Below are 17,704 nucleotides of genomic sequence, written 5' to 3'. Positions count from 1 at the left end.
CTACCCCTTGCGTTCGTGCGGATCGGCGGTATCGCGGTGTGCGGGATATCCAGGATCGGCCGGCAGGTCGAGACCGAAGGTGGCGCCGTCACCGGGCACACTGCGCACCCACGCCGACCCGTGGTGCGCGTCGGCGATCGCGCGGACGATGGCCAGGCCGAGCCCCGCGCCGGCCCGCCGGTCGGCCCCGGAACTATCGGCCGGGCGCCCCCGCCGAAAGCGTTCGAAGATCACCCGCGCATCTTCCGGCGCGACCCCCGGTCCCTGATCCGATATCCACAACGACAGCGTGCGATCCGGTTCGGTCCCGGTGAACCGGGATCCCAGCTGCACGGTCGTCCCGTCCGCCGAATGCGCGACCGCATTCGCCGCGAGCTGCAACATCGCCTGGGTGACGCGCTGCGCATCGATCCACGCGGTGCCCTCGGCCACCTCCATCAGATGCCAGCGCCGCTCCCCCAGGGGTTGCACCTTGGATTCGATATCCAGCATGGTCTGCGCGATATCGACGGGGCGCCGGACCACGAAGTCCGGCTGTTCGGCCTTGGCCAGCATCAGCAGGTCGGAGACGAGCCGGCCCATCCGGTTCAGTTCGGAATCGACGAGGGCCAGCGTCCGGCGTCGTTCCTCGGGGTCCTCGGAGAGCAGTTCGAGATGCCCCCGGACCACCGTGATCGGCGTGCGTAGTTCGTGGCCCGCGTCGTCGACGAATTGCCGCTGGGTCGTATAGGCGTGTTCGAGGCGGTCGAGCATATCGTTGAAGGTCTCCGCCAGCGCCGCGATATCGTCACGCCCCTCCACCGGCACGCGAGCGGTGAGATCCGATTCGCCGATATCGGCGGCCACCGCCCGTACGGTGCGCACGGGCAACAGGATGCGTCCGGCCACCAGATAGGCGACCCCGGTGGTCAAGGCCAGCCCGGCCAGCGATACCGCGGCGATGGTGCGCATCGTCCGGTCCACTCCCGCCCGGCCGACCTCGGTGAATGCGGCCACGACGAACGACCCTCGATCGGCCCCGGATTCGACGTCGACGCGGCCCCACCGCATCTCCCCGGCCGCGGAGGTGACCACTCCCGAAGTCCGGTCCGCCGCCGCTGTCGCGGTGAACAGGCTCGGATCGGCGGCCATCGGCGCGGGCAGGTTGCCCCGGATGCCCCCTAGCTGCGTACCGTCCACGACCCCCACCATCACCTCGCCCTCGATCGGCGACTGCCGCAGCAGATAGGTCTCGAGCAGCCTTTCCACCGAGGTGAACGGCTGGGTGGTGGTCGGGTCCACCCCCTCGGCGGCGAAGGTCCGGAATTCGTCGGCTTCCTGCGCGATATCGGCGTTTGCCCGGGTGTTCACATCGCGCAGCAGCAGGTTGCGGGCGGTCACCAGCACCACGACCAGAAGCAGGAAAGTCGTGAGCATGATCCATGCGGTGATCTTCCAGCGGGCCGGCAACCGGGAGCCGCGCCGCCGGAGTATCCGCGGGACGGCCGCTGCCGGGCGGGGATCGAGGGTGTCGAGTTCGTGCGCTGGTTGCCGCAGGGTCGGCTCCGTGGTGGCGGCGGGTCGCGCGGGGTCGAGATCAATCATCGTCGTCGGACGGCCCATCCATATCGGGCTGATCATCCGCGTCGTCGTCGAATCCGTCGTCGGTATCATCATCGCCCTGTTGCGGTGCGGGCGCCGGTGCAGCCGGTCCGGGTGGCGGAAAAGCAGGAGCCGGAGCCACCGGTCCCGGGGCCGGAGCGGGCGCCACCGGACCGGGGGCAGGGCCTGGAGGTGCCGGTGCGGGAACCGTGGCGTCCGGAGCCGGTGGCACGCGGCCCGGACCGACTTCCGGTTGCGGTACCGCACCCCCTGGGGCGCCCGGGGCCTCCCGGCTCGAATCCGGGCCGGTGTCCGGCGCGGCCGGCGATTCCGATTCGTCCGGCGCCACACTCACCGACACCGAGGACGGATCGAGCTCCGGTTCGGGCGAACGGGTCAGGGCGAAACTCACCAGCACCACGGCGGCGGCACCCGCGAGGACTAGAGCGGCGGCGAAAGAACGAGAACCGGACATAACAGCCACTATGCCCAACTCTGATGACCCTGCCGTGAGGCGTAGATGAGGATTTCTTCATCGCGGTCGCGTTCGACCGGCCGGACGATTCGACACTTTCTCGTCCGGCCGGCCGCCGTTCAGAGGCGCTGCCGTACCGATTCTCGAACGGTTACCTTTCGCGGTGCCGGACCGGCGGACGACTGTGCGCCCGGTCCGTCACTGAGCATCCGGAAGAGCCGTACGGTGCGACGGCTGCCGACCGGACCGGTCACCCCGCGAGACCGGTCCGATCGACGACGCCCTGCCCGTGGGCCGGTCTGTCACCCCACGAGACAGATCGGCCCACCCGGTCGGCATGCTCCCCGCGCGCCGACCGGCCCCGTTCCCCCACGGTGGTTCCGGTTCCCCTCCCCGGTCACGGACCACCACACCCCCCGCGGATCCCCCACGATGCCCCCGGATCCGTACTTTCCGGGATGCGTACCGGGTCCTCCCCAGGCACCGGCTCGCATCCCGCCCCCTCATTCAGGAGCGTCGCGACTACTGGCGGGTGTCGACGACGCCGGGCTCGGCGCGACCGTCCTGGATCAGGTATCCGGTCGTATACGGTTCGGTGGTCGGCGGGGTGATCATCTACGGGGTTCCTCTTCGCGGTGTGAGTACCGGTGTGTTCTCCGGCGTGACTCAACAATGCGGCCCCGCGCTTGGCGCGCCCTTAACGTGAACTTGTAACGCTGGGAACACGATCCGTCACAGTGCAGTCAAGGTCGTGGCACGGGTTGTGCGGGTGTCCCGCGGACCGGGTATCTCGGGCATCATGGAGGGCATCCGCTACGACAAGAGTGGGAGTGTCGATGGATACGTTGGTCCTATGGGCGCTGGCCTCGATGGTCTATTGGTTCGGCCTGCTGTAGCCGCGCCCATACCGACATCGTGAACGGCACGATACGAGTGCCGCTGAGTGTGACGCCCCTGATCGATCCCGGATCGATCAGGGGCGTCATGTATCTGCTCCGGTGTCACGCCCGGCGGTACCGGCGCTGCCGGCAGCCCGGCATTAGGGTGTGCGCATGGCGCGTTTCGGTGGGCTCCTGGCGGGAGTCGCAGCGGTAACACTGGTGGTGGGGCAGGTTTTCGTGACTCAGGCGCAGGCCGCGCCGGCGCAGGTCGAATGCGCGGTGAGTTCCGGCCGGGAACCGCAGCGCGCGCACCCCGAGCAGGTGGGCCTGGACGCGCAGCGGCTGGCGGACGCACTGGCCTTCGCCGGTGGCCGGAACCGACTGAATGTGCAGGTGTTCCGGCACAACTGCCTGGTGGGCGAGGGCCCTGCCAACGAGCGGACGGGGCATATCCCGTGGAATGTGTGGAGCGTGACCAAGAGTGTGGTCTCACTGCTCACCGGGATCGCCGCCGACCGCGGTCTGGTCGATATCGCAGCTCCGATCGACCGATATCTGCCGGTGGGTCTCGGCGATCCTCGCCGCCGCGCGATCACAGTCGAGAATCTGCTCACCGAAACGTCGGGGATGCGCACCGGCGTGGTGACCGAGGGCATCACGGGAGCTGTCCCCATCGATCCCAACAGTGCTGTTCAGGCGCTGGGGGTACCGCTGGATCACGAACCCGGCACCGTGTTCACCTACAGTCAGCGCACCGTGGACCTGCTCTCGTATGTGGTGGAACTGGCCGTCGGGGAACCGCTACAGGAGTTCGCGCAGCGAGAACTGTTCACGCCGTTGGGGATCGAACGGGGTGACTGGTATTGGGCGCGGGACCGCAGCGGCCACACCTACGGTTACGCACATCTGCTGATCCCACCGGACGACCTGGCCAAACTGGGGCTGCTGGTGGCCAACAACGGCGATTGGGGCGGACAGCAGGTCGTATCCGCGCAGTATCTGTCCCGCGCGACCACCCCGTCCCGGGCGAACCCGTGTTACGGCTATCTGTTCTGGCTCGGATCGGCCTGCGCGGAGAATCCGTCGTTTCTGCCGCCGGATACCTACGCTATGTCCGGGATGGGGTTGCAGAACATCTTCGTGGTACCGAGCCTGGATCTGATGGTGGTGTGGACCGGCGTTTTCGGCAATATCAGCAAGTACGGCCCGGCCGGGATCATCCAGAACTTCGAGGAGTTGCCGCACGAATTCTTCCGGCGGCTCATGGCGGCGTTTCAGGAACCACCCGTCACCGATCCCGGCCCATACGTGGAGCCGCCGGTGCAAGCGGACCCGGATGCCTATATCGACACCGAAATCCTGCTGGCGGTCTTCGGGATCGGTAATTCTGCCTATCCGGGCTGTGATGTGTTCGCGTGTCTGGGTGAACCGCTGGCGGCCCCGTTCACCGACGCGCCGCCGGGTTGTGTGCTGCTGGCCTGCGTCGGGCCCGACCCACGGACACCGGGAATCCACTGAGCCCCCTGTCTCCCCGGCACGTGCCGGGGAGACAGTCTCGTCACCGGTCGGCGAGCAGGACTTCCGCGATCTGGATGGTGTTGAGCGCGGCACCCTTGCGCAGGTTGTCGCCGGAGATGAACAGCGCCAGACCGCGACCGTCCGGCACACCGGGATCCCGGCGGATACGGCCGACCAGGGATTCGTCCTTACCCGCAGCGGCCAGCGGGGTCGGCACATCGGTCAACTGCACACCGGGCGCCTTCGCCAGGATCTCCTGGGCCCGCTGCACCGACAGCGGATCGGCGAATTCGGCGTTGATCGACAGCGAGTGGCCGGTGAACACCGGAACCCGCACGCAGGTGCCGCTCACCAGCAGCTCCGGCAGACCGAGAATCTTGCGGCTCTCGTTGCGCAACTTCTGGTCCTCGTCGGTCTCGCCGGAGCCGTCGTCGACCAGCGAGCCCGCGAGCGCGAGCACGTTGAACGCGATGGGTGCCACATATTTGTTCGGAGCCGGAAACTCCACGGCACTGCCGTCGTGAGTGAGTTTCTCGGCGTCGTCGATCACCGCTCGGGTCTGCGAGACGAGTTCTTCGACGCCGGCCAGCCCGCTACCCGAGACCGCCTGGTAGCTGGACACGATCAGCCGCTGCAGCCCCGCCGCGTCGTGCAGCGGTTTGAGCACCGGCATGGCGGCCATCGTGGTGCAGTTCGGGTTGGCGATGATGCCCTTGGTGAGATTGCGGGTCTGCTCCGGATTGACCTCGCTGACCACCAGCGGAACATCGGGATCTTTACGCCAGGCCGACGAATTGTCGATCACCGTGACCCCGGCCGCCGCGAACCGCGGCGCCTGCACGCGCGACATGGTCGCGCCGGCGGAGAACAGGGCGATATCCAGGCCGGTGGGGTCGGCGGTTTCGGTGTCCTCCACGACGATCTCGCCGCCGCGCCACGGCAGTTTCTTACCGGCCGAGCGAGCCGAGGCGAAGAACCGCAACTCGTCGGCAGGGAAATCACGTTCTTCCAGCAGTTTGCGCATCACGGCGCCGACCTGTCCGGTCGCGCCGACCACGCCTACACGTACGCCCATCGGCTCTGTCCTTTCGACATGCTCGGGAGCGCTGCGTGGTTACGCTGCGCTTCCTCCTCCGCGCCTGACCCGATCATGTCAGCGCCCCGTTCCGGCGTGTACGACGGCGACCTCGTCGCCGCCGAGATCGAAGGCGCGGTGCAGTACCTGCACGGCGTCGTCGAGTTCGGTGTCCTTGACCAGCACCGAGATGCGGATCTCGGAGGTCGATATGAGGTCGATATTGATACCGGCCTCGGCCAGCGCCTCACAGAAGGTGGCGGTGACCCCGGGGTGGCTCTTCATACCGGCGCCGACCAGCGATACCTTGCCGATGTGATCGTCGTAGAGCACCTGGGAGAAGCCGATCTCCTCTTGGTGCCCGGCGAGCATCTCCACCGCCCGCTGACCGTCGGAACGGGGCAGGGTGAAGGTGATATCGGTCTTCCCGGTCTCCACTTTGGAGATGTTCTGCAGGACCATATCGATGTTGATCTCGGACTCGGCGACGGCGCGGAACACCTTGGCGGCGTATCCGGGAACGTCCGGTAGCCCGACCACGGTCACCTTGGCCTCGCTGCGGTCGTGCGCGACGCCCGTGAGGATTGCTTGTTCCAAGGGGATGTCCTCCATCGATCCGTATACGTAGGTGCCCGGCTTGTCGGTATAGGACGAGCGCACATGCACGGGCACGTTGTAGCGGCGCGCGTATTCGACGCAGCGCAGCATCAGCACTTTGGACCCGCAGGCCGCCATCTCCAGCATCTCCTCGTAGGAGACCTGCTCGAGTTTCTGCGCGTCGGCGACGATGCGCGGATCGGCGGTGAACACTCCGTCCACATCGGTGTAGATCTCGCAGACGTCGGCTTCCAGCGCCGCAGCCAGGGCGACGGCGGTGGTATCCGAACCGCCGCGGCCCAGCGTGGTGACGTCCTTGCTGTCCTGGCTCACGCCCTGGAAACCCGCGACGAGCACGATCGTGCCCTCGTCGAGAGCTTCCTGGACGCGGCTGGGGGTCACGTCGATGATCTTGGCCTTACCGTGCACCGATGTGGTGATCACGCCGGCCTGGGAGCCGGTGAACGACCGCGCCTCGGCGCCGAGAGTGTGGATGGCCATGGCCACCAGTGCATTGGAGATGCGTTCACCGGAGGTGAGCAACATATCCATCTCCCGCGCGGGTGGCGCGGGAGCGACCTGTTCGGCCAGGTCGAGCAGTTCGTCGGTGGTGTCGCCCATGGCCGAGCAGACCACGACCACGTCGTGGCCTTGCTTCTTCGTCTCGACGATCCGTTCGGCGACGCGCCGGATCCGGTCGGCCGAGGCGACCGAGGATCCTCCATACTTCTGGACAACGAGTGCCACGAGGGGTCCTCCAATGTCGGCGAACAGGCGATCAGTGCATAAGCGTACCGAGCCCGCCGCGCATGTTCCGGCAGTATCCGCCCTGGCTGTGGAATAACACACAGCCGTGCGACGTCACGTTTACCGCGCCGGACAGCCGCCCGACGCGCGTGCGCCCGACCGCGCCCCGGAGCCGCCCTCAGCCGCGTTCGAACCAGGTGACCTGGGCCCCGTTGCCGAACTCCTTGCGCCGCACGGGAGTGAACGGCGTCGGCCGGAACGCCCCGCTGATGATCGGGACGCCCGCACCGGCCGATACCGGATAGCTCTTGACGATCAGTTCGTCGATCTCGTCGATCAGCGCCCCCGCGAGCAGACCGCCCCCGGCGAGCCAGATGTCCTTACCCTCCGGACCCTCTTCCCGCTTCAGACGCTGCACCAGTTCGACGGGGTCGGTACGGACGAGTTCGATCTCGGGATCGTCGATCCGTTCGAGCGTGGTCGAGACGACGTACTGCTTCATATGTGGGTAGGGGCTGGCAATCCCGGCCTCGAGGGCCGGATCGTAGGTACCGCGGCCCATGACGAGGGTGTCCCAGCGCTGGTTGGGTGTATCCACGGGCAGGCCGACGAGTTCCCGGATATGGCGTGGGACCGTTTCCGGGTAGCGGGCATTGATCCACTCCATCATGTCGTCGGCGACCGGGTAGAAGTCGACTTCCCCGTCCGGACCGGCGATATAGCCGTCGATGGATGCGCCCACGTAGTAGGTCAGCTTTCGCATGAGGTACCGCCCGTTCATATCACTCTAATTGAAGTGGTTTGAACATAGTACTACATATGAAGTGGTGTCAAGTATCGGATTACTGCGGCGCATATCGACCGCGGTCGAACAAGTAATAGCCATTCGATTCGGGTTGTGAGAACCGACACGATCGCCGAATAATGGGAATCATGATGGCAAACGTCGGAGACCGCTTGCACGTGCACGGGCACACCGTCGGGCAAAGTGATCACGAAGGGGAGATCGTCGAAGTACGCGGACCGGAGGGATCACCGCCGTACATCGTGCGTTTCGACGACGGCCACGAATCCCTGGTGTTCCCCGGACCGGACGCTACGGTCGAACATCCACACTGAGCCCGCACACCCGGAATCAGACCCTGAGCAAACGCCCGCAGTTATTTACGAGCCGCATGCCCACGGGCCGGGCACCCTAATCTCACCGGGCAGCGTGTTGACGATCACGCGCCGACCGGGAGACAATCGTGGCCTATTCGTAATAACCGGGGGCGAGGGACCAGATGCGTACGAAGACCGATATCAGTTTCGACGTCCAAGCCGATCCGTCACAGGTAATGGACGCACTGATGGCGGTCGAGATGTTCGCCGAATGGTCACCCGATTTCACCGACGCCAGGGTCGCCACCCGCGACGACGCCGGCCGCCCGCGGCGGGTGTTCATCCAGATCGACGTCTCGAACACACCCGATATGCAGGTGTGGGAGTTCAGCTGGTCCGACCACCGGATGTCGTGGGAGGTCGCCGACAGTACGCGCGGGATCAGAGGCGGCGGATCCTTCGAGGTCACCGGCGACGTGGGCGCTAGCCAAGTGCTGCTGCGAGTCGAACAGCACACCCCGGTCCCGCTACCGGGTTTCCTGGCCAAACGCACGGTCCGCAGGACCTACGAGACTCTGGTCGAGAATTTCACCGACTACGCCGAACAGTTCGGCGAATCCGAGGCCTACGACCTCGTCTGACCCCGCTGCCCGTTGATATGGCGGGCGGTGAGATGGTGTGGTGTCGGCCCGTAGGCCGAGGGCTCGACCTTGACCCCGGACCGCACGGAATCGCGGATCTGATCGACGTTCTCCCGGATCATGTCCGAGACCAGTTCATCGGTGCGCGGATCGGCCAGCACCTGGAACAGGATGCGGAAAACGGTATCGGCGACCAACCGGATGATCTCGTCGTGGAACGGGATGTAGCGCACCCGGCCCGTCTGCGGATCGTTCTTGATCATCTCGACGATCATCTCGTCGAGTTCGCCGCGGTTCTCTTCCAGCGCGTTCGCGATATTGCGGGTGTAGTGGCCGGTGCGCAGGACCGCGGTGACCTCCTCCATGATCGCGATGGTCATCGGCCGTTTGATGACCTCCACGATCGTGCCCACGGAATGGTTGATCACCGCCGCGGTGACCCGGTCACCGAATACCCGGTCGGCCACCCGGGCCAGGCGTACGAGGATCACAATGATCCGCAGCAGCCGGAATGCCCGGAAGAACGGGCTGGTCACCGGGATCATGCCGAGGATTTCGTACCAGTAGACGAACGGGTAGGTCCACGGCCAGCCGGCCCGACGCCAGCGCCACACGAACTCGGCCGCGAAAACGGCGCAGATCGTGTAATCCGCGATGACGATGTATCGGTAGGTATCGGGGTCTACCTCGAAGAAGGTGATCCAGCAGACCAGCACCACCGAGGCGACGGCCAGTGCCAGCATGACGAAATCGGTCCACAGCGCCGGCGGTTTCCGCGGGAATTCGTCCGGTCCGGCCGTTGCGGCTACGGCCATCGGCCCGGGTTCCGTGGACGACGGTGTTGACACCTACATTCCCTTCGACGCCGAAAGATCGTAGTCAAGTATTACCCGCTCACTGCCCGCCCGAGCCGCCGAATACGCCGCCCTGCGGGCCGCGCACCCGCTGAGTGGGACGGTCACGTGCGACCCGCGCACCTCGGCGCCGCGCACAGCGTGACCCTGTTCAGCGACCCTCGCGAATGATCGCCTCGATATTGCGCTCGGCCAGCGCGGTAATGGTCAGTGACGGGTTCGCTGTCGCCGTACTGCCGGGAATCGCCGCACCGTCCATCACGTAGAGACCGCGATAGCCGTGCACCCGGCCGTAGGAATCGGTCGCCTTACCGAGCACGGCGCCGCCCAGGGGATGGGCGGTGAACAGGGCGTTCGCGTCGTATCCCAGCGCACTGTATTCGGCAAGCGCACCGGCGCGCTCCGCAATCCGCCGATCCACCGCGAGCGCGGCCGCGGTCACCTCCTCCTGCGCCTGTGCCGACCAGGAGAGCCCGACCCCGCCGGTGGCCGGGTCGAAACCGAAGCGAGTGCGCGTGGGGTCCAGCACCACGGCAAGCGAGGCCAGCGCGCCGGTCTCGAACGGGATACCGGGGATGTACCAGTTCTCCAGAGTGAGCGCGGTACCGCTGTCGTCGTGGATCCGGCTGGCACTGGGCACACCCTGCCCGTTTCCGGCGACCGAACTGGCGCCGCGGGCCAGCACCACATCACCGTTGGTGCCCCAGCCGTCGCCGATATGCTCGTTCAGCCGCGGCAGCGCACCGGTCTCGCGGGCGCGGACCAGCAGTTCCGAGGTCCCGATCGAACCGGCACCGAGGAACAACTTGTCGCAGGTGATCGTGCGAGTGCCGACCACCACACCGGTGGGATGGAGTTTGGATACCGTGACCGCGAACCGGCCGCCCGGTTCCTCGGCGATGGCGTCGACCCGGTGCCCCGGGAAGATCCGTGCCTTGCCGCCGGCCTGAGCATCCTTCAGGTAGTTCTGGTTGAGATCGAATTTGGCGCCGTTGGAGTTGCCGAGGTTGCTGCGGCCGACGGTCGCCGAGGGCCGGGTGGACCCGTTCAGTTCCCCGCGCAGCACATCCCAGGTGAAGATCGAATCGTTGGGAACAGGCCGGTACCCGGCCTTACGGACCTGGTCGTCCCAGGCGCGCGAATGGCTGAACGGCGACGAGTGGTAGATATCGGCGGGCATCGTGTCCAGCCGGAGCATGGACCGGACCCGCGGATAGTAGACACGTTCCAGCTCCCCGTAGTCGACCACACCGCCGAAGACGTGGTCGAACAGCCGGCGCTCCGGTGCGATCATCGCGCCGGTGAAGATCACCGATCCGCCGCCCACCGCGGCACCCCGCCAGACGTCGATACCCGGGTAGCACGTGCAGTCCAGCACGCCGCCGAAATCGGCGAATTGCATCGGCACCTTGGTGACACCGGTGAAGCTGGTGGCGTGCCAGAAACCGCGGCCGTCGGGCAGGTCGTCACCGGTGAAGATCTCGCGCCAGGGGTCGTTGGGCCAGCGTGATCCGCGTTCCAGCACCGTGGTCGCGACCCCCGCCTGGGCCAGCCGTAGCGCGGTGACGGCCGCGCCGAAACCGGAGCCGATGACGATGGCCTCGGTGTGTTGGGGCGCGTCGGGTATCGGTTCGAAGATTTCCGGAACCCATTGGGCGAAAAGTTCGTGCCAGATCGGCTGCGCCGCGGCCCGCGGAAGGACGGAGCCGGGTTTCGCGGCCGATCCCACCGCCCCGACCAGCGCAGCCATCCCCGCAGCCTTGAAAAGGGATCGCCTATCCACCCCTGTACCTCTTTCGTAACGCAACAAGCGCAGGGATGGTACCGATATTCACCGGTATTGAACAGCGGAAGCCGCGAACGCCGGTGGGCGCGAGGCGGATTCGTACTGGTCAGGCGAACAACTTGCTGGTCAGCCGAATATCAGGCGGATCACCGCGATCGTGCCGACCACCACGATCACCGCGCGCAGCACATTCGGTGACAGCCGCCGCCCCACCCGCGCACCGATCTGTCCCCCGAGGATCGACCCGGCAGCGATCAGCGCGACCACTCGCCAATCGATCTCGGCGACCGCGATGAACACGGCCGCGGCCAATGCGTTCGCCAGCAGCGCCAGCACATTCTTCACCGCATTGAGCCGCTGGAGTTCGTCCTGCACGAACACCCCGAGCAGACCCACCAGCAGCACGCCCTGGGCGGCGCCGAAATAGCCGCCGTAGATACCGGTCGCGAAAATCGCGGCCAACAGGATCGGGCCGCCGTGCGCGGACGTGGATTCCTTATCGCGCTGCCGTTCGCGTACCCAGGCCGAAAGCCGGGGTTGCATTACCACCAGCACCAGCGCGGCAATGATCAGCACCGGCACGATCGCGACGAACGCGTCTTCGGGCAGGTTGAGCAACAGCACCGCCCCGACCGCGGCTCCCAGCAGCGACGCCGAGCCGTATCGCAACAACCGGGCCCGCTGCCCGGACAGTTCCCGGCGGTAGCCGATGACGCCGCTGAGCGAACCGGGGACGAGACCGACGGTGTTGGAAACGTTCGCCGTCACCGGCGGCAGGCCCACGGCGAGCAGCACCGGAAAGGTGATCAGGGTTCCGGACCCCACGACCGCGTTGATTCCGCCCGCGGCGATACCCGCGGCGAAAACGGCCAGCATCTCCAGCCAACTCATGCTCGACCTCTCGACCCTCGCCGGAACAGTCCGGTCACTCGCACCGCACCCGGGCACGCTAACTGTTGTGGCCCCGGCAGTGGCGACGACCCTGTCTCGGCGATTATCGCGGGCAGGGTCCGGGTGGGCTCTGCACCCGGGCCCTGTGAAACGTCGACCCTCCGCACCGCCTTGTCAGGGGTGGTGGCGCAGGGGGTAGACTCGCACGGGTCATGCAGCGGGCACTTCTTCTCGGCCGCCGCGACGGGGTCTGATCGGACCGGCTTCCCGTCGCGGGGTTCCGCCGCGCCGGTCGACCCAATTCGGGAAACAATCTCACCCACGGAGAAATCGCATGTCACCCGCTGACGCCTTCGTATCGAGCACGCGCACCATCACCGCGCCCGCCAAGCCCGCGCCCGCCGACCAGCCCGCGTGGAACCAGCAGAAGAACTCCTCCATGCCGGTGTTCCGCTACCGGCCGTTCGCCGAAGAGATCGAACCCGTCACGCTGCCGGACCGGACCTGGCCGGACAAGGTGATCGATCGTGCCCCGGCCTGGTGCGCCGTCGACCTGCGCGACGGTAACCAAGCACTGATCGATCCGATGAGCCCCGCCCGCAAACGCCGGATGTTCGATCTGCTGGTGCGGATGGGTTACAAGGAGATCGAGGTCGGTTTCCCGTCGGCCAGCCAGACCGATTTCGATTTCGTCCGCGAGATCATCGAAGACGGCGCGATTCCCGACGATGTCACCATCCAGGTGCTCACCCAGTGCCGCCCCGAACTGATCGAACGCACCTTCGAGGCCTGCGCCGGCGCCACGAACGTGATCGTGCACTTCTACAACTCGACCTCCATCCTGCAGCGGCGGGTGGTGTTCCGAGCCGATCGCGACGCGGTCCGCAAGATCGCCACCGACGCCGCGCGGCTGTGCCTGGAGGTCGAGCAGCGCTATCCGGACACCAACTGGCGTTACGAATACAGCCCGGAGTCCTACACCGGCACCGAGCTGGAATACGCCAAGGAGGTGTGCGACGCGGTCTCCGAGATCATCGCCCCGACCCCGGACAAACCTCTGATCATCAACCTGCCCGCGACCGTGGAGATGGCGACCCCGAACGTGTACGCCGACTCCATCGAATGGATGCACCGCAACCTGGCGCGGCGCGATTCGATCGTGCTGTCGCTGCACCCGCACAACGACCGGGGCACCGCCGTCGCCGCCGCGGAGCTCGGCTATCAGGCCGGTGCCGACCGGATCGAGGGCTGCCTGTTCGGTAACGGCGAACGCACCGGCAACGTCTGCCTGGTGACCCTGGGCATGAATATGTTCTCCCAGGGGGTCGACCCGCAGATCAACTTCTCCGATATCGACGAGATCCGCCGGACGGTGGAGTACTGCAACCAGCTGCCCGTACACGAACGCCACCCCTACGGCGGCGACCTGGTGTACACCGCGTTCTCCGGCAGCCATCAGGACGCCATCAACAAGGGTCTCGACGCCATGAAGGCCGCCGCGGACGCCGCCGACACCGATGTGGACGATATGTCGTGGGAGGTGCCCTACCTGCCGATCGACCCGAAGGATGTCGGCCGGACCTACGAAGCCGTCATCCGGGTCAACTCGCAGTCCGGTAAGGGCGGTGTGGCCTACATCATGAAGACCGATCACGGCCTCTCGCTGCCGCGCCGGCTGCAGATCGAGTTCTCCCAGGCCGTTCAGCAGATCACCGACGGCGAGGGCGGCGAGGTCACGCCGAAGGAGATGTGGGACGCCTTCGCCGACGAGTACCTGAACCCGATCCGGCCACTGGAGCGGATGCGGCAGAAGGTGACCGCCTCGGAAACCGACGGTGGTACCGACAGCATCACCGCCGTGGTCAAGGTGGACGGCGTCGAACAGGAGATCTCCGGTAGCGGTAACGGCCCGCTCGCGGCCTTCGTCGACGCCATCGCGGCGGTCGGTTACCAGGTCGAGGTGCTCGACTACTCCGAGCACGCGCTGTCGGCGGGTGACGATGCCCAGGCCGCGGCATATGTGGAATGCGCGATCGGTGACCGGATCGTCTGGGGTGTGGGTATAGCCACCTCGATCACGACCGCCTCGCTGCGCGCGGTGGTCTCGGCGGTCAACCGGGCCGCCAAGCAATAATCCGAGCTCGTCGGAGCACCCTCGGCCGCCGCACCCGCACTCGCCGGGTACGGCGGCCGAGGTCGGGAATCCACCGGCGTGCGTTACGCTCCGCACCTGCTAGCGTTGGTGCCGACTCCACGCCGCCGAGCTCTCTGCTCGAAAAACCCGAGCAGATGGGGGAACTGTGACTACTGACGACCACAACCCGACTTCCCAGCCCTGGCCCCCGAGTCAACCGGCGGATACCGCCGGCGGCGCTGAGCCGGAGAAAAAACCGCCCACCGATCCGGCAACCGGGTCGGCTTCGGAGACCGACGCGGATTCGCGGTCCGTAGATACCGACAGCTCCACCGCGGCGGTGAACGAGAACGCCGCCGGAACAGACGCGGAGCCGGCACCCACCGGCAACCTTCAGTTCCAGGCTCCCGAGGCCGGTGCGCCGGCACCGTGGCCTGCCGATCCCGCTGACGGTCCATGGGGCGGACAGAACGGGTTTGCCCCGCCCGGTGCGGACGGTCAGGCACCGGCCGGTAATGGTGCGGCGCCGATCGATTCGTTCGCACCGCCGGCCCCGGCCGGCCAGTTCACCGCACCCGGCGCCGAATCCTTCGCACCCGGCGGCGGTCAGTTCGCCCAGGCGGACCCGAACCAGTTCGCACCCGGCAGCGGTCAGTTCACGCCGCCGGACCCGAATCAGTTCGTGCCCGCGAACACCGGATACCCGAGCGGCCAGTTCACGCAGCCGGATCCCGGCCCGTACCCGCCGCACGGAAGCGGACAGTTCGTGCAGCCGGACCCGAATCAGTTCCCGCCCCCGCACACCGGATATGCCGGCGGCCAGTTCGCACCGCCGGACGCGAACCAGTTCCAGGCCACGAACTTCGCCCCGGGCGCCGGCCCGTTCGATCAACCGAACTCCTACCAGGCCCCCGCCGGTCCCGGCGGATTCGAGCCGCCGCAACCTGGTGGATTCCAGGCCCCCGAGGCCGGCGGCCCGCACAGTAGCGGGCAGTTCGAGCAACAGCCGGGGCTCCAGGCTCCCGGGCCCGACAGCGGTGCACCGCACGGCAGCGGACAGTTCCCGGCAGCCGACCCGAACCTCTATCCCGGACAGCACAACCCGGAGCAGCCACCCTACAGCGCTCCCGGCGCGACCGGCCCGGGAGCGGATGGCGGCGGCCGATTCGATCAAGCCCCGGGCGGTTACGCCCCGCCCGGCTCCCCCGAATCCGGTGCCCCCGGACCACAGGGTGATGCACCGGGTAGCCCGGACTACGGCTGGGCTCCGCCGCCGATGCCGGCCGCGCCGCCCCAGCAGCAGCCGTTCCAGCAGACTCCTCCACCGGTGGGCAATCCGATGTCCGGACAGTTCGGTTCACCGGACTGGGGTGGCAACCCCGCAGCGCAGGCAGGCGGCGGACAGCAACCCCCGCAACAGTCGTTCCAGCAGCAGCCGGGCCAACCGCCGCAGGGACAGTTCCAGCCGCGGCATATGCCCGAACCGGGGCAGCCGGGTCATTCGGTCAACGATCTGAACCTGCTCAAACGTGCACGCAAGGCACCCCGGGGCGGCTGGCGCCGGGCGGTGCACAAGGTTTCGCGCGGGGTGATCAATCCGGGTGAATCGGCCGCCGACGTGGTCCACCGCGATTTGGTGGGCCGGGTGAACGCGCCGGTACACGGCGATTTCCGGATCGCGATCCTTTCGCTGAAGGGCGGGGTCGGCAAAACCACCACTACCGTCGGCCTGGGCGCCACCTTCGCCTCACTGCGCGGCGACCGGGTGATCGCCATCGACGCCAACCCCGATCTGGGCACCCTCGCCCACCGGGTGCCGCGGCAGACCCGTTCCACCGTGCGCAATCTGCTGGAAGACCGGAACATCACCCGGTACTCGGATGTGCGGGCGCACACCTCGCAATCGCCGAGCCGGTTGGAAGTGCTGGCCAGCGAGCAGGATCCGGCGGTTTCCGAGGCGTTCAGCGAGGCCGACTATCGGCGCGCGATAGGGATCCTGCAGTCGTTCTACAACATCATCCTCACCGATTGCGGTACCGGGCTGATGCATTCGGCGATGTCCGGGGTACTCGATATGGCGAGTTCGCTCGTCCTGGTGACCTCACCCGCCATCGACGGTGCCCGCAGCGCCTCCGCGACGCTGGATTGGCTGGATTACCACGGGTATTCGCATCTGGTGCGGCAGACGGTGGTCGTGGTGAACGCCTCGCGGCGGGGTTCCACCTCGGTGAACCTGGATCATCTGCGCCGGTTGTTCCTGGACCGCACCCGTGCGGTGCAGGTGGTGCCGTTCGACGATCATCTCGCCGAGGGCGCGGAGATCGACCTGGAGCTGGTGAGCAAGCCGACCCGGCTCGCTCTGCTGGAACTGGCCGCGATGGTCGCCGACGATTTCGCCAATGTGGACGGGTATCCGTACGGCAACCGTTACTGACCGGGCGCCGCGGGCGGTGGCTCTGCGGTGGTCCGGCGGGCCGCTGCCACGAAGGAGTCCAGTACGGCCGCGATCGCCGGACGGGAATCGGCGCGCGGCCGGGTGACCAGATCGTAGAGCCGCGCGGCGCGGACCCCGGACAACCGGAGCTGGGACAGGCCGGTGTGGGTGACGACGTAGCGCGGCATGAGCGCTACCCCGTAGCCGGCAGCCACCAGGGTTTCAATCATTCGGAAATCGTTGAGCCGCTGGACGATTCGTGGCGCCACGCCGGTGACGGTGGCGATCGACCGCAAGACATCGTCCACCGGGAAACCGCCGCGCACACTCAGCCATGCCTCTTCGGCCAGTTCCGCCGGCGTGACCGCAGATTTTCCGGCCAGCGGATGGCCGGGAGGCACGAGCACATCGATGGGCTCGCGCATGAGTACCCGGGAGCTGATCCGGGGCCCGGAAACCGGGGCGGCGCGTTCGTCGCGGTGGGTGAGCACGATGTCGTAATCGGCGAGCAGGCGCGGTGTCTCGGTGGGTGGCACATCCTCGTCGCCGGCCACGATGTCGACGCCGCTGCCCGCCATTGCCGGCAGGACATGCGGTAGCAGCAGCGCCCCGCCCGACGGGAACACCGCCACGCGCACCTGCCCGCGGGGCGAGCCGCGGTAGTGGGCCATTTCGGCGACCGCGCGATCGAGTGCGGCCAGTACCTCGTCGGCGCGGACCACGAGGGCGTGGCCCGCATCGGTCAGCCGCACGCGGCGGCCGCTGGGTTCGAGCAGGGTGACCCCCGCCTCCCGGGTGAGCACCTTCAATTGCTGTGATACCGCCGACGGCGTCATCGACAAGGCCGCTGCCACGGCGCCGACCGTGCCACGATCGGCGAATTCCCGCAGGATGCGGAGCCGTTCCACCGATAAGTTCGAACCCGGTGACATCATTAAGTAATTCTAAATCGTCCATCCATAACAATTCGATTGTTCTCATTGTTCAAA

At 67.0% G+C, this 17,704-nt stretch carries 14 protein-coding genes; 5 read left to right on the top strand and 9 right to left on the bottom strand.

Annotated elements, in window-relative coordinates:
- Complete coding sequence (locus tag NFL01S_RS05135) at positions 1–1,416, bottom strand: sensor histidine kinase (RefSeq protein ID WP_062972436.1); 1,416 nt, start codon at positions 1,414–1,416, stop codon at positions 1–3.
- 160 nt (positions 1,417–1,576) lie between these two features.
- Positions 1,577–2,056 carry a hypothetical protein gene (locus NFL01S_RS05130; RefSeq protein WP_062971925.1) on the bottom strand — a complete coding sequence of 160 codons (480 nt, stop codon included), beginning with the start codon at positions 2,054–2,056 and terminating at the stop codon, positions 1,577–1,579.
- Between the two features lie 1,052 nt (positions 2,057–3,108).
- Between NFL01S_RS05130 and NFL01S_RS05125 the strand changes: the two genes are divergently transcribed.
- A complete protein-coding gene (locus NFL01S_RS05125) occupies positions 3,109–4,455 on the top strand; it encodes a serine hydrolase domain-containing protein (RefSeq protein WP_062971924.1) in 1,347 nt (448 codons plus the stop codon).
- A gap of 40 nt (positions 4,456–4,495) precedes the next feature.
- On the opposite strand, the gene NFL01S_RS05120 is transcribed toward NFL01S_RS05125, so the two are convergent.
- The 3 genes from NFL01S_RS05120 to NFL01S_RS05110 all read right to left on the bottom strand — a co-directional run bounded on the left by NFL01S_RS05120 (position 4,496) and on the right by NFL01S_RS05110 (position 7,637).
- Complete coding sequence (locus NFL01S_RS05120) at positions 4,496–5,530, bottom strand: aspartate-semialdehyde dehydrogenase (RefSeq protein WP_062971922.1); 1,035 nt, start codon at positions 5,528–5,530, stop codon at positions 4,496–4,498.
- Positions 5,531–5,608: 78 nt separating this feature from the next.
- Positions 5,609–6,874, bottom strand: coding sequence for an aspartate kinase (locus NFL01S_RS05115; RefSeq protein ID WP_033243913.1), 1,266 nt, complete (start codon positions 6,872–6,874; stop codon positions 5,609–5,611).
- A 178-nt stretch (positions 6,875–7,052) separates the two neighbouring features.
- Positions 7,053–7,637: a dihydrofolate reductase family protein gene (locus tag NFL01S_RS05110; RefSeq protein ID WP_062972433.1), complete on the bottom strand. Its 585-nt coding sequence runs from the start codon at positions 7,635–7,637 to the stop codon at positions 7,053–7,055.
- Positions 7,638–7,807: 170 nt separating this feature from the next.
- Here NFL01S_RS05110 and NFL01S_RS05105 point away from each other — a divergent pair, with 170 nt between their 5' ends.
- Together NFL01S_RS05105 and NFL01S_RS05100 are read left to right on the top strand one after the other, a co-directional pair.
- Positions 7,808–7,993: a DUF1918 domain-containing protein gene (locus NFL01S_RS05105; RefSeq protein WP_033244474.1), complete on the top strand. Its 186-nt coding sequence runs from the start codon at positions 7,808–7,810 to the stop codon at positions 7,991–7,993.
- A 164-nt stretch (positions 7,994–8,157) separates the two neighbouring features.
- The gene (locus NFL01S_RS05100; protein WP_062971920.1) at positions 8,158–8,616 is read left to right on the top strand and encodes an SRPBCC family protein; all 459 of its coding nucleotides are present in this window, start codon (positions 8,158–8,160) and stop codon (positions 8,614–8,616) included.
- Here the strand turns inward: NFL01S_RS05100 and NFL01S_RS05095 are convergent.
- From NFL01S_RS05095 to NFL01S_RS05085, 3 genes are all read right to left on the bottom strand, one after another.
- Positions 8,601–9,431, bottom strand: a complete 831-nt coding sequence (locus tag NFL01S_RS05095; RefSeq protein WP_062971919.1) for an ion transporter — start codon at positions 9,429–9,431, stop codon at positions 8,601–8,603. The genes NFL01S_RS05100 and NFL01S_RS05095 overlap by 16 nt on opposite strands.
- Positions 9,432–9,621: 190 nt before the next feature.
- Positions 9,622–11,220, bottom strand: coding sequence for a GMC oxidoreductase (locus tag NFL01S_RS05090; protein WP_084492415.1), 1,599 nt, complete (start codon positions 11,218–11,220; stop codon positions 9,622–9,624).
- Positions 11,221–11,382: 162 nt separating this feature from the next.
- Positions 11,383–12,147: a sulfite exporter TauE/SafE family protein gene (locus NFL01S_RS05085; RefSeq protein WP_062971917.1), complete on the bottom strand. Its 765-nt coding sequence runs from the start codon at positions 12,145–12,147 to the stop codon at positions 11,383–11,385.
- Between the two features lie 334 nt (positions 12,148–12,481).
- Here NFL01S_RS05085 and leuA point away from each other — a divergent pair, with 334 nt between their 5' ends.
- Together leuA and NFL01S_RS05075 are read left to right on the top strand one after the other, a co-directional pair.
- Positions 12,482–14,281, top strand: a complete 1,800-nt coding sequence (gene leuA / locus NFL01S_RS05080) for a 2-isopropylmalate synthase (RefSeq protein WP_062971916.1) — start codon at positions 12,482–12,484, stop codon at positions 14,279–14,281.
- A gap of 766 nt (positions 14,282–15,047) precedes the next feature.
- Positions 15,048–16,715, top strand: a complete 1,668-nt coding sequence (locus NFL01S_RS05075; RefSeq protein WP_157116284.1) for a MinD/ParA family ATP-binding protein — start codon at positions 15,048–15,050, stop codon at positions 16,713–16,715.
- Here the strand turns inward: NFL01S_RS05075 and NFL01S_RS05070 are convergent.
- Positions 16,709–17,650 carry a LysR family transcriptional regulator gene (locus NFL01S_RS05070; RefSeq protein ID WP_062971915.1) on the bottom strand — a complete coding sequence of 314 codons (942 nt, stop codon included), beginning with the start codon at positions 17,648–17,650 and terminating at the stop codon, positions 16,709–16,711. The genes NFL01S_RS05075 and NFL01S_RS05070 overlap by 7 nt on opposite strands.
- Positions 17,651–17,704: the final 54 nt, after the last annotated feature.

Source organism: Nocardia flavorosea NBRC 108225, from assembly GCF_001613385.1.
GTDB lineage: Bacteria > Actinomycetota > Actinomycetes > Mycobacteriales > Mycobacteriaceae > Nocardia > Nocardia flavorosea.
This window is presented reverse-complemented; position numbering and strand designations above follow the sequence as displayed.